Consider the following 12,250-nt stretch of genomic DNA (forward strand, 5'->3'; position numbering starts at 1 on the left):
CTCCCGACTGAAGATCTGTTCCGCGGGCGTCGACCGACGTTCACTCCGACTCCGCGTCGCGGTAGAACTCGCAGTCTCGCTCGTGGTTCAACTCGTGGCGGTCGTTGCAGACGTCCGCGCGCATCGGGGAGACGAACTCCTCGACGACGTCGCAGTAGGCGCGTTCCGTTTCGAACTCCTGGTCGCCGGCCGACTGACGGTACGACAAGTAGGGGCAGGTCATGTTTCTCACCAGACCCCCGATCTACGAATAGCTACTGGTGGGGAGGAATCGGAGAGCGTTTATCCCAGTCCGCATCCCATACGGTACCATGCAACGGGATCCCGACTCGAGCTACGACTGCGCGTTCCTCGACGATGCGGTCACTGACGGACGCGTCGCACACGGAACGAGCGTTCGCGAACAGTACGCGTCCGACGAGAGCCCGCACACCGGACGAGTACCGGACGCCGTCGTCTGGCCGGCGTCGACCGACGAGGTCGCGGCCGTCCTCGAAGCGGCGAACGACCGCGGAGTGCCGGTTACGCCGCGATCGGGCGGTTCCGGTCTCGAGGGCAACGCCATTCCCTCGGCCGGCGGCATCGTCCTCAGTACGGCTGAGATCGGAGGGATCGAGGTGTCGCCGGAGGACATGCAGGCGACCGTCGGCGCGGGCGTCGTCTACGACGATCTGAACGAGCGGCTGGCGTCCCACGGGCTGCGGTTCGCGCCCGGTATCTCGAGCGGCGACGTGGCGACGATCGGCGGGATGGTCGCGACGAACGCGAGCGGCTTCAACGCGGTCCGCTACGGCGAGACGCGCGACCACGTCCGTCGGCTCGAGGTAGTCACCGCCGACGGACGCGTCGTCGACTGCGGGAGAGACGTCGTCAAAACGTCCGCGGGCTACAGTCTGAAGGACCTCTTCGTGGGGAGCGAGGGGACGCTCGGCGTCGTCACCGAGGTGACGCTCGGACTCGTCGGGATTCCCGAGTATCGGCGGGCGGCGCTGGTGACGTTTCCCTCGCGCGTCGACGCGTCCGGCGCCGTCGCGGACGCGATCGGCTCGGCGCTGGTCCCCGGTGCGATCGAGTTCATCGACACCACGGCGATCAAGATGCTGAACGCGTACCACGACGACGTTTCCTTCGAGGAGCGACCGACGCTGATCATCGAGTTGCACGCGAACAACAGCGGGATCGAGGAGGACCTCGCGTTCGCGAAAGCGATCTGCGAAGATCACGGGATGCTCTCGTGGGAGGCGGCCGGCGAGGAGAACCTGGACGATATCTGGCAGGCTCGCCGCGACAAGTACCCGGCGACGCAAAGCTATCGAGAGGGGTGGGAGGTCGCGCTGGTCGGTGACGTCGTCGTGCCGATCTCGCGCTACCCCGACATCGTCGAGGAGGTCTCGCGGGTCAGCGAGGAACTGGACCTGCTGACGTCCTGCGTCGGTCACGCCGGGGACGGGAACCTCCACTTCACGTCGCTCGTCGATCCCGACAACGAGGAGATGGTCGAACGGGCACACGAGTTGAACGAGCGCGTCGTCCGGAAGGCGATCGCGCTCGGCGGCACCTCGACCGGCGAACACGGCGTCGGCATCGGGAAGCGACAGTTCATGGACGAGGAACACGGCCAGGCGATCGACCTCATGCGATCGGTCAAGGAGACGTTCGATCCGAACGGAATCCTGAATCCCGGGAAGGTGCTCCCCGACGCGTAGCATATCGGTTCACAGTCTCAGACTCAGTTCCTCCACGCGACGAACTCCGTTCGAAGCGGATCGCGTTCACGTCTCGCCCATAAGTTAATATGACGACTCCGAAAAATGAGAGATGATACCATGTATTCCGACTTCGCGGCGCGGTTAGCGTCCAGCATCTGGCCCGACTTCGGCGACACGCCGGCTCGTTCGACGGAGACGCCCGAGATCACCGGCCTGTCGACGGTCGTCGTCGACGGCAACTTCCCGTGGACGATCGTTCGCCTCGAGACGGACGCCGGCGTGACGGGAATCGGCGAAGCCTACCCCTCGCCGGGCGTCCACGAGGTGATCACGGACTACTTCGAGCCCGTCCTCGTCGGCGAGAACCCGCTCGACGTCGAGCGGCTGTATCACCTCATGCGGGAGAGTCTCTCGGGACGGGGCTCCCAGCAGGGAATCGGGACGATCGCGATCAGCGGCATCGAACTCGCGCTCTGGGACGCCGCCGGCAAGGTCCTCGAGCAGCCAGTCTACCAGCTCCTCGGCGGCAAGACCCGCGAAGAGGTCCGAATGTACGCGGACTGCCACGCGGGTGAGGGGATGGTCGAATCGGCGCTCAACGACCAGCCCGACGAGACCTACGAGGCCGACGCCTACGCTCGCGCCGCTCGAGCGGCGGTCGACGACGGCTACGAGATCGTCAAGTTCGACCTCGACGTGCCGTCGGGCCGAGATATCGACACGCTCGCGCGCCACTTCGACCGCCCGGAGATCGAGCACAAGCGCGGACTGGTCGAGGCCGTGACCGACGAAGTCGGGGACGAGGCGGAGGTCGCGGTCGACCTCCACTGGAACTTCAGCGTGGAGGCGACCGAAAAGCTGTGCAAGGCGCTCGAGCCATACGATCTCGCGTGGATCGAGGATCCGCTCCCGCCGGAGAACGCGGACGCGCTGGCGACGCTCAACCGGAGCGTCGAGCAGCCGCTGCTCACCGGAGAGAACCGGTACGGCCGCCACGGCTTCCGCGATCTCGTCGAAGAGGAAGCCGTCTCGTTCGTCGCACCCGACATCCCGAAGACCGGCGGCATCGCGGAGACCAAGAAAATCGCCGAGCTGGCGGACACCTACTACCTGACGATGAGCCCGCACAACATCGGGAGCCCCGTGGCGACGATGGCCGGGGTCCACGTCGGCGCGACGGTCCCGAACTTCCTCGCGCTCGAGTTCCACGCTCGCGACGTGCCGTGGTGGGACGACCTCGTCGCTCGCGACGAACCGCTCATCCAGGACGGGTATATCGAGGTTCCGGACGAGCCGGGACTCGGGATCGAACTCGACTGGGACGTCGTCGAGGAACATCGGAAGGAGTAGCCGTCGGTTGCTGAGATTTCGACCGCTGCCGAGTTCGCGTCTATTTAAAAGAGGAAGTGTCGACCGGATATCGCGGAGATCAGTTCCGTCGAAGGCGAGACGATCCGGCCGTTCAGGCGTCGGGCCAGCGCTCGATGTAGACGGCCTTGTCCGTGTAGAAGTGGATCATGTCCTCGCCCTGCGCGTGGAGGTCGCCGAAGAACGACTCCTTCCAGCCGCCGAAGTGGAAAAACGCCATCGGCGCGGAGGTGCCGACGTTGACGCCGAGGTTGCCGATCTCGCCCTCGTGTCGGAACTTCCGCGCGTCCGCGCCGCTGCCGGTGAACAGGCTCGCGGCGTTGCCGAACTGGCTCTCGTTCATTCGGTCGATCGCCTCGTCGGCGTCCGCGACCGACGCGAGACCGAGCACCGGCCCGAAGATCTCCTCCTGGGAGATGACCATGTCCGACGTGACGTCGCCGAAGACCGTCGGTCCGAGGAAGTTGCCGTCCTCGTAGCCGTCAACGGTGACGTCGCGGCCGTCGAGCAGGAGTTCAGCCCCCTCCTCGATGCCGGTCTGGATGTAGTTTCGAACCGTCTGCTCGTGTTCGGGGCTGATGAGCGCCCCGATGTCGGTCTCCTCCTCGAGGCCGTATCCGACGACCTGCGCGGCGGCTTCCTCGACGACGAGGTCGGTGAACTCGTCGTACACCGACTCCTCGACGAGGACGATATCGTTGGCGAGACACCGTTCGCCCCCGCAGGCGGTCGCCGACGACACCGTCTTCTCGGCGGCGAACTCGAGGTCTGCGGTCTCCGTGACGATGATGTGGTTCTTCGCCCCGCCCTGTGCCTGGACGCGCTTGCCGTTTTTCGCCGCCCGCTCGTAGACGAGCTTCGCGATCGGCGTGCTGCCGACGAAGGACGCTCCCTCGACGCCGTCGTGGTCGAGCAAGGCGTTGACGGTGTCGGGACCACCGTTGACGAGCTGGAGAACGCCGTCGGGGAACCCCGCCTCGCCGATGAGTTCGAACAAGCGCTGGGCGACGAGCGGATTCTGCTCGCTCGGTTTGAGGATGAAGCTGTTCCCGGTCGCGACCGCGTAGGGGAGGAACCACAGCGGGATCATCCCCGGGAAGTTGAACGGCGTGATCGCGGTGAAGACGCCGAGGGGCTTTCGAACCGCGCTCTCGTCGATCTCGGGAGCGGCGTTCAGCAGCGAGCCGCTCTGCATCATCGACGGGATGCCGCAGGCGACTTCCACGTTCTCGATCCCGCGGCGCAGTTCGCCGCGGGCCTCCGCGAGTGTCTTGCCGTGATCCTCGACGAGGAGTTCCGCGAGCTCCTCCTGGTGGTCCTCGAGGAGCGTCTTCAGCCGGAACAGCGGCTGGATCCGTTCTTCGACGGGACGCGCCGACCACTCCTCGAACGCTTCGTTGCCGGTTCGGACGATTTCGTCGACGTCCGCGGCGGAACTGAACGGGACCGTCGCCAGTTCCTCGCCCGTCGCCGGGTTGACGCTGGTCAGTTCCTCGTCGCCCGAGGCGTCTTTCCAGTCGCCGTTCACGTAGTTGCGTACAGTCTTGCTCTGCCCGATCGACGCTAATTCTACCATAGGGGTGCTACTGTAACCGTCGAAATAAAATCTTCGGTCGTTCAGGATATTATTCGAATAAGGACCACGATATACACACCTGTTTCAATAGGTAGCTATATTTTCTGTATTCTAGTATCGAAATCATCTTCCTTCACCAAAGATTAATGAATTAGCACACCATACCCCTGTGAAAGGATGGCAGAGAAGACACCAGTGTCTGACGATCGGACCGAGGTAGAGCGACTCGACAAGGAGTACGTGTTCGGGACGTGGTCGTTCCAGAGCGAAGTCGATCCGACGGAAGTCGTCGGCGGAGAGGGCGTCCGGTTTACGGACGGATCTGGGAACGAATTCATCGACTTCTCGGGTCAACTCATGTGTTCGAACCTCGGGCACTCGGCCGACGCCGTCGCAGATGCGATCGCGGAACAGGCTCGCGAGGGCGCGTACTTCGCGCCCGGGTTCGCGACGGAAGCGCGTGCCCGTCTGGGCGAGAAACTCGCCGACGTGACGCCGGGGAACCTCTCGAAGACGTTCTTCTCGACCAGCGGCACCGAGGCCGTCGAGGCGGCGATCAAGATCGCGCGCATGTACACGGGCAAGCAGAAGATCGTCTCGCGGTACCGCTCTTACCACGGCGCGACGGCCGGCTCGATCAGCGTCACCGGCGATCCCCGTCGGCTGATGGCCGAACCCGGCGTTCCGGGCGCGATCAAAGCGCCCGACCCGTACGCCTACGGCTCGACGCTCGAGCCGATGGAGAGCCTCGAGTACATCGACGAAATGCTGATGCTCGAGGGCGATACGGTCGCGGCCATCGTAGTCGAACCGATCGTCGGTTCGAACGGGATCCTGGTCCCGCCGGAGGAGTACCTGCCGCGGCTGAAGGAGATCGCCCACGAGCACGGCGCGCTCCTGATCTGTGACGAAGTGATGGCCGGCTTCGGCCGCACCGGCGAGTGGTTCGGCTGCGACGTCTTCGACGTCACGCCCGACATCATGACGATGGCGAAGGGCCTCTCGGGAGCGTACGCACCGCTCGGAGCCACGATCGTCACGGACGAGATCGCCGATCACTTCGAGGACGAGATGTTCTGCCACGGCCACACCTATTCGGGCCACCCCGTCGCTTGCGCGGCCGGCCTCGCAGCCATCGAGACCTACGAGGAGGAGAATCTCATCGAACACGCCAGCGAGGTCGGTGACTACCTCGGCGACCGCCTCGAGGAGCTGGCCGAGAATCACCCGAGCGTCGGCGACACGCGCGGCGTCGGGCTCTTCCGCGGGATCGAGCTGACGAAGGACCCGGACGAGCGCGTTCCCTTCGGCGAACGCGAGGACAAGATCTCGACGGGATCGACCGTCGTGGACGAGGTCGCCGCGGCTGCCGGCGAGGAGGGCGTTTACGTCGCGAACATGATCAACACGCTCATCATCGCACCGCCGCTGCCGATCACCGAATCCGACATCGACGAGGCCGTCGCGGCCCTCGATTCGGCCCTCGAGGTCTCCGACGCCGCGATGGACCGCTGAGAGGGAGCGAGAGCCGATCGTCCTCGAACGCGACCAACCCGACTACCCCGACCAAAACGAACGTATTCTGTTACTACATACCACAACCCATGCTCGACGAATCAATCGAACCCGAGACCGACACTGACGCGAACATTCCCCACTGGTACGACCCGTCTTCGACGGCGATGACGATCACCGACGGCGACGGCACGCGCGTCGTCGACGACGAGGGAACGGAGTACCTCGACTTCGTTTCGCAGCTGTACTGCGTCAACGCAGGGCACGGGAACCAGGCGATCGTGGACGCGATGACCGACCAGCTACAGGATATCCAGTACGTCTCGTCGGCGAAGCGGACGCCGGCCCGAACCGAACTGAGCGACGACCTCGCCGCGGTCGCCCCCGACTCACTGTCGAGCGTATCGTTTTCCGTGTCGGGGAGCGAGGCGAACGAACTCGCGATGACGATCGCCCGCGACTACGCGGACGCGCCGAAGGTGCTGTCGCGCTGGCGGTCCTACCACGGCTCCACCTACGGTGCGGGGAGCATGACTGGCGATCCGGAAACGCGCGAGCCACTCGAGGCCCACGCGTCGACGACGGGCGCCGTGAAGTTCCTGCCGCCGATGTCATACGACTCGCCGTTCGACGCGGACACGCCCGCGGAACTCGCCGAAGCCGCGGCCGACCACCTCGAGTTCGTCATCAAAAACGAGGGCCCGGACACGATCGCCGCAATCCTGACCGAGCCGATCGCCGGCACGAGCGGTGCGTACACGGCACCGCCCGGCTACTTCGAGCGGGTCCGGGAGCTCTGCGACGAGTACGATATCCTGCTAATCGTCGACGAAGTGATCACCGGCTTCGGCCGCTGCGGAGACTGGTTCGGCATCCAGACGGAAGGTGTCGAGCCCGACATGCTGACCTTCGCGAAGGGAGTGACGAGCGCGTACGCGCCGCTCGCGGGCGCGATGATGCGACCGGAGATCGCAGCGCACGTCCGAGCGGACGGCTTCGACATCGGACAGACGTTCGGCGGCCACCCGGTCGGCTGCGCCGCCGGCCTCGCCGCCCTCGAGGAGTACGCCGACGGACTGATCGAAAACGTACAGACCACGGAATCCGCGTTCGCCGAGGGCCTCTCGGCGCTCGAGCGCGACCACGACGTCGTCGCCGACGCGAGAGGGAGGGGGTTCCTCCGCGCCGTCGAATTCGCTGACCCAGAGACCGGCCAGCCGTTCCACGACCCGCGGGTCGACGAGGGAGACAACCCGGTACGGGACGTGATCGCCGAGGCGAGCGATCGCGGCGTGCTGTTCGGTGCCGGTCGTCCGGCGACGCAGCTCATGCTCGCACCCCCGCTGTGTACGACCGCCGACGAAATCGAAACCGCGATCGACACGCTCGATTCGGCGATCGACGCCGTCTTCTGATCGATTCGGCTCGGTCCCGATAATATTGAACCTTATTACCCCGAAGTCAGTAGGAATTGCCATGAACCACACCGACGCCACAACGAACCTCGACGAAAACGACCTCGACATCATCCGCGAGCTCGAGCAGAACGACGAGAAAAACCTCGAGGAACTCGCCGACGAACTCGACCTCTCGAAATCGGCGATCCACTACCGGCTGAACCAGTTGAAAGACAGCGGCGTGATACGGAACATCTCCGCGGATATCGACCCCCACGCGCTCGGCATGTCGATGGTCATCATCACCGAGGTGTACGTCTCCCACGAGAGCGGCTACGCCGACGAGATCGGCGACGATCTGGCCGACCTCCCCGGCGTTCAACAGGTGTTCTATACGATGGGCGACGTCGACTTCATGGTCGTGTCTCGCGTCCAGAACCACGAACAGATGAACGAGCTGATCGACGAGATCGTCGCCCTCGAGGGCGTCAACGAGACGTCGTCCCGATTCGTGATGCGCGAACTCAAGGACGGCAACCGGCTCCTGGAGACCATGTCCGAGGGAATGGTCAATCGGGTACTCGAGACCGAGTGATCGGCCGCCCGTTTACACGGACAGGTTCCATCGGTGCCCGTCGCGTTCGCTTTCCGACTGCGATCGATCGGTTGTCTTTTTCTACCTCGCGTGTGTGTTGCTGCGTATGACAGACACACTGTTTCTCACCAGTGACGAAGTCGAAGGGCTCGCAACGCCCGCCGAATACGTCGCCGTCGTCCGGGACGGCTACCGTCAGCGCGGCGAGGGCGCACCGGCGCTGCCGCGACAGACGTTCCGTCGGGAGAACCCCGACGGGAAGCTGACGAACTACTCGACTATCCTGCCCGAGACGGGCGCGATGGGTGGCTACATGTACACGTCCGGCTTTTCGGGGCCGAACGCGTGGTTCGTGACGCCGCTGTTCGACGCCGAGAGCGGCGAACCCCTCGCGCTCATCGATGGCGCGAGCATGAACCCGTTCAAAACCGGGGCGGCTGGTGCCGTCGCCGTCGACGCGCTAGCCCGGGACGACGCGACCACGCTCGCCGTCATCGGCAGCGGCGCGCAGGCGCGCGGTCAACTCCACGCGACGGCGACCGTCCGCGATCTCGAGCAGGTCCGCGTCTTCTCGCCGACGCCCGAAAACAGGGAGACGTTCGCCGCGGAGTTCGACGATCACCTCGAGGCGTCCGTCGACGCGGTCGACTCGAGCGAGGCCGCCGTCTCGGGCGCGGATATCGTGATTACGGCGACGAAAGCGTCCGATCCGGTCTTCGACGGCGAGGACCTCGAGCCCGGCACGCACGTGACGGCGATGGGTCAGTACACTCCCGGTCGGCGCGAACTCGATACGACGACTATCGAGCGTGCGACGTACGTGCCCGACCTCCGCGATCGCGTGACGCAGGACGCGGGCTCGTTCCTGGCGGCCCTCGAGGCGGGCGTCGTCGACGAGGACCACGTCCACGCCGAACTCGGCGAAGTCGTGGCGGGGACCGAGCCCAGCCGGACGAGCGACGACGAGATCACGGTCTTCGACAGCGGCGGCACGGGTATCGAGACGGTCGCTGCCGCCTACATGCTCTACGAAAAGGCGCGCGCGGACGGACTCGGGACGGAGTTCCCCATCGCACCCGCGAGCGAGGCGCTGACCGGTCGACTTCCCTGAGAACGTCGCAACTGGAGGTTCTCCTGTTCTCGTCTCCGAACGACCCCGAGCGGCGCGTCAGCCGTCCTCGGGGACGAACACCGGGATCGCGATCTCTGCATCGTCGACGTCGCGGAACTCGACCGCGACGCGCGTTCCGATCTCGACTGCTGACGGATCGGCGTCGACGTTCGTCATCAGCCGCGGCCCCTCTTCGAGTTCCACGTACGCGAGGACGAGCGGGAGGTCGTCGTCCGGCCACCCGCTCATCGTTCGGGCGGTCGAGTACGAGTACACCTCGCCGCGGCCCGACGCCTCGCGCCACTCGACGCGCTCGCTGAAGCAGTCGGGGCACAGCGAGCGCGGATAGTGGTAGACGAGCCCGCAGTCCTGGCACTCACGGACGAGGAGCTCCCCCTGCGCGGCGGCCGTCCAGTACCGCTCCGTCTCCGGGGTCACGTCCGGGACGGGACGCGGATCCCAGCTCATCGGTCTTCCCTCCCCAGAACGACGGTCGCCGCGCCGTGGCGAGTGCCGATGCTCCCGCCCGTTCCGTGGGCCAGCGCGACGTCGGCGTCGACCTGCACCTCCGGATTGGCTTCGTTTCGGAGCTGGCGAACCGCTTCGATGACCTTCGTCATGCCGCCGCGGTTCGCGGGGTGGTTCGAACACAGGCCGCCGCCGTCGGTGTTGAACGGGAGGTCGCCGTCGGGCGCGCGGAGCGTTCCGCCCTCGACGAACGATCCGCCCTCGCCTTTCTCGCAGAAGCCGAGGTCCTCGATGGCCTCGAGCACCGTTATCGTAAACGAGTCGTAGATCGACGCGTAGTCGACGTCTTCGGGACCCAGGCCGGCTTCCGCGAAGGCGCGCGAGCCGGATCGGTCGGCGGCGGTCTTCGTGAGGTCGATCCGACCGGCGTCGTGGTGACCGATCGACTCGCCGAAGCCGAGGAGTTCGACGCACTCCCGGTCCAGGTTCGATCGGACGTCTTCGGAGACGACGACCAGCGCACCGCCGCCGTCCGAGATGACACAGCAGTCGAGGAGGTGAAGCGGGTCGGCGACCACCCGCGACTCGACGACGTCCTCGACGGTCACCGGCTCCCGGTACATCGCGTGCTCGTTGTACTGGGCGTGGTGGGAGGCCGCAGCGCGGATCTCCGCGAGCTGTTCGCTCGTCGTCCCGTGCTCGTGCATGTGCCGCTGTGCGGCCATGCCGTACATGCTCACGTTTGTGGCCCCGTAGATCCGCTCGAAACTGTCCTGGACGGTTCGCAGGTCTCGAGCCCCGGAGCCGGTCGCCTGCCCGTGTGACCGCGGGCGACCGGCAAGGGTAACGAGCGCGACGTCGCACCGACCGTCGCGAATCGCGCTCGCGGCGTGCCCGACGTGGCTGACGTACGACGACCCACCGAAGTCCGTCGTATCGGCGTACGACGGCTCGAGACCGAGATAGTCGGCCATGATCAGCGGCGGCAGTCCCGACTCGTACTCCGGGACGCCGGCCGTGAAGAAGCCGTCCACGTCGCCCTTCTCGAGGGTCGCGTCCTCGAGTGCGCCCTTCGCGACCTCCGCGTGCAACTGCATCGTCGACTTGTCCGGTGCCTCTCTCGTGGGGTGTTCGAACGCCCCGGCGATGTACACTGGCTCTGTTCCTGCCATTAGATATCAATTCACAAGCGACCCCGTAAGCGTTGGTGGTTCTCCGCACGGATCGGCGACGCCCTCGGACGGAACGATGGCTTGCCGATTTCGCAGCGACGACCAGTGTAGCGTCCGAAAACGGGACGCCTGTGTCGGTTCAGTAGAACGTTCCGCCGTTCTTCGCCTTCCGGACGAGGAGGTCGCAGGGGAGCGTCTCCGCGAGCTTGTTAGTGTCCTCGTGGCGGCTCGCCACCTCGGTCAGTTTCTGCAGGATGACGTCGGCTCCGACCTCGTCTGCCTTCTCGAGGGGTCCCGTCGGCCAGTTGCCGCCGAGTCGAGCCCCGGTGTCGATATCCTCGACGCTCGCGACGCCGTTTTCGACCATCTTGGCGGCCTCGTTGACGATCGGTGCCCACACCAACAGCGTGTCGAAGCCCTGGCCGGCGTCGACCGAAATCTGCGGTTCGTCGCGCTCGTCGTACTCGTAGTACCCCGCGTCGGCCTTCCGGCCGTACCGCCCCTTCTCGTAGAGCTGGTGGAGGATCGGGCAGACTTCCGTGTCGTAGGACATCGGCCGGTCGTCCTCGAGGTGATCGCCCTCGCCCTCGACGCGGAGCTGGATGCCCCCGGTGAAGTCGGCGAGTTCGAACGGCCCCATCGGGAACCCCTCCGCGTATTTCATCGCCGAGTCGATCTCCTCGAAGGAGTGTTCGCCCCGATAGGCCATCCACGCCGGTCCTTCGCCGTAGGGTCGCATGAGCCGGTTGACGATGAACGAGGGAACGTCGACCTTGCAGCGGATCGGCGTCTTACCGAACGAATCGACGAGCGACTCCGCGGTATCGGCCACGCTGTCGGGCGTGTGCTCGGTCATGATGACCTCCACGAGTTCCATCAGCATCGGCGGATTGAACCAGTGCGTGCCGATGACCCGTTCGGGGTCGGTGGTCGACTCGGCGAGTTCGGTGATGTTGAGCCCCGACGTGTTCGTCGCGAGGATGGCGTCGTCGCGGGCCGCCGCGTCCAGATCCGCGAAGATGTCCTGCTTGACGGCCTGCTGTTCGACCGCCGCTTCGGTGACGAACTCCGCGTCGTCGACCGCCTCGTCGAACTCCGTCGTGAAGGTGAGCGACTCGAGCGCCGCCTCCGTCTCCCGCTCGGTCGCGTCGTCGTTTTCGACTGCCTTCCCGTAGGACCACTCTATCTCGTCTTTCGCTTCCTCGAGTTGCGATTCGTCGATGTCGGTGACGTACGTCTCGTACCCCGCGAGGGCTGCGACGGCGCCGATGCCGCGTCCCATCTGTCCCGCACCGACAACTGCGACGGTTTCGATGTCGTCGATAGTCACGACCATGTC

11 protein-coding genes are annotated in these 12,250 nt (G+C 65.5%); 6 read left to right on the plus strand and 5 right to left on the minus strand.

The features are described from left to right. Positions 1-40 precede the first annotated feature (40 nt). The gene (locus LDB05_RS06100) at positions 41-223 is read right to left on the minus strand and encodes a hypothetical protein (RefSeq protein WP_226007037.1); all 183 of its coding nucleotides are present in this window, start codon (positions 221-223) and stop codon (positions 41-43) included. A gap of 88 nt (positions 224-311) precedes the next feature. Between LDB05_RS06100 and LDB05_RS06105 the strand changes: the two genes are divergently transcribed. Both LDB05_RS06105 and LDB05_RS06110 read left to right on the plus strand, forming a co-directional pair. After that, positions 312-1,706, plus strand: coding sequence for an FAD-binding oxidoreductase (locus tag LDB05_RS06105; protein WP_226007038.1), 1,395 nt, complete (start codon positions 312-314; stop codon positions 1,704-1,706). A gap of 120 nt (positions 1,707-1,826) precedes the next feature. Continuing rightward, a complete protein-coding gene (locus LDB05_RS06110) occupies positions 1,827-3,059 on the plus strand; it encodes a mandelate racemase/muconate lactonizing enzyme family protein (protein ID WP_226007039.1) in 1,233 nt (410 codons plus the stop codon). A gap of 112 nt (positions 3,060-3,171) precedes the next feature. Here the strand turns inward: LDB05_RS06110 and LDB05_RS06115 are convergent, their stop codons facing one another. After that, positions 3,172-4,653 (minus strand): CoA-acylating methylmalonate-semialdehyde dehydrogenase, encoded by a 1,482-nt coding sequence (locus LDB05_RS06115; RefSeq protein ID WP_226007040.1) that lies wholly within the window; start codon positions 4,651-4,653, stop codon positions 3,172-3,174. Between the two features lie 177 nt (positions 4,654-4,830). On the opposite strand from LDB05_RS06115, the gene LDB05_RS06120 reads away from it, so the two are divergent. From LDB05_RS06120 to LDB05_RS06135, 4 genes are all read left to right on the plus strand, one after another. Further along, positions 4,831-6,168, plus strand: coding sequence for an aminotransferase family protein (locus tag LDB05_RS06120; RefSeq protein ID WP_226007041.1), 1,338 nt, complete (start codon positions 4,831-4,833; stop codon positions 6,166-6,168). Between the two features lie 89 nt (positions 6,169-6,257). Then, positions 6,258-7,583 (plus strand): aminotransferase family protein, encoded by a 1,326-nt coding sequence (locus LDB05_RS06125; protein WP_226007042.1) that lies wholly within the window; start codon positions 6,258-6,260, stop codon positions 7,581-7,583. 61 nt (positions 7,584-7,644) lie between these two features. Continuing rightward, positions 7,645-8,160, plus strand: coding sequence for an Lrp/AsnC family transcriptional regulator (locus tag LDB05_RS06130; RefSeq protein ID WP_226007043.1), 516 nt, complete (start codon positions 7,645-7,647; stop codon positions 8,158-8,160). Positions 8,161-8,266: 106 nt separating this feature from the next. Further along, positions 8,267-9,271, plus strand: coding sequence for an ornithine cyclodeaminase family protein (locus LDB05_RS06135; protein WP_226007044.1), 1,005 nt, complete (start codon positions 8,267-8,269; stop codon positions 9,269-9,271). Between the two features lie 57 nt (positions 9,272-9,328). Here LDB05_RS06135 and LDB05_RS06140 read toward each other — a convergent pair whose 3' ends face one another. From LDB05_RS06140 to LDB05_RS06150, 3 genes are all read right to left on the minus strand, one after another. Then, positions 9,329-9,739, minus strand: a complete 411-nt coding sequence (locus tag LDB05_RS06140) for a Zn-ribbon domain-containing OB-fold protein (protein ID WP_226007045.1) — start codon at positions 9,737-9,739, stop codon at positions 9,329-9,331. Further along, positions 9,736-10,911, minus strand: coding sequence for a thiolase domain-containing protein (locus LDB05_RS06145; protein ID WP_226007046.1), 1,176 nt, complete (start codon positions 10,909-10,911; stop codon positions 9,736-9,738). Before LDB05_RS06145 ends, LDB05_RS06140 begins: the two co-directional genes overlap by 4 nt. Before the next feature lie 139 nt (positions 10,912-11,050). Continuing rightward, positions 11,051-12,247, minus strand: a complete 1,197-nt coding sequence (locus LDB05_RS06150) for a 3-hydroxyacyl-CoA dehydrogenase (protein ID WP_226007047.1) — start codon at positions 12,245-12,247, stop codon at positions 11,051-11,053. Between the last annotated feature and the right edge of the window lie 3 nt (positions 12,248-12,250).

The sequence above is a fragment of the Natrinema salinisoli genome (assembly GCF_020405205.1).
Lineage (GTDB): Archaea > Halobacteriota > Halobacteria > Halobacteriales > Natrialbaceae > Natrinema > Natrinema salinisoli.

Coding starts and splice junctions, on each gene's coding strand:
- LDB05_RS06100 (WP_226007037.1), bottom strand. CDS start 223: ATGACCTGCCCCTACTTGTCGTACCGTCAGTCGGCCGGCGACCAGGAG.
- LDB05_RS06105 (WP_226007038.1), top strand. CDS start 312: ATGCAACGGGATCCCGACTCGAGCTACGACTGCGCGTTCCTCGACGAT.
- LDB05_RS06110 (WP_226007039.1), top strand. CDS start 1,827: ATGTATTCCGACTTCGCGGCGCGGTTAGCGTCCAGCATCTGGCCCGAC.
- LDB05_RS06115 (WP_226007040.1), bottom strand. CDS start 4,653: ATGGTAGAATTAGCGTCGATCGGGCAGAGCAAGACTGTACGCAACTAC.
- LDB05_RS06120 (WP_226007041.1), top strand. CDS start 4,831: ATGGCAGAGAAGACACCAGTGTCTGACGATCGGACCGAGGTAGAGCGA.
- LDB05_RS06125 (WP_226007042.1), top strand. CDS start 6,258: ATGCTCGACGAATCAATCGAACCCGAGACCGACACTGACGCGAACATT.
- LDB05_RS06130 (WP_226007043.1), top strand. CDS start 7,645: ATGAACCACACCGACGCCACAACGAACCTCGACGAAAACGACCTCGAC.
- LDB05_RS06135 (WP_226007044.1), top strand. CDS start 8,267: ATGACAGACACACTGTTTCTCACCAGTGACGAAGTCGAAGGGCTCGCA.
- LDB05_RS06140 (WP_226007045.1), bottom strand. CDS start 9,739: ATGAGCTGGGATCCGCGTCCCGTCCCGGACGTGACCCCGGAGACGGAG.
- LDB05_RS06145 (WP_226007046.1), bottom strand. CDS start 10,911: ATGGCAGGAACAGAGCCAGTGTACATCGCCGGGGCGTTCGAACACCCC.
- LDB05_RS06150 (WP_226007047.1), bottom strand. CDS start 12,247: ATGGTCGTGACTATCGACGACATCGAAACCGTCGCAGTTGTCGGTGCG.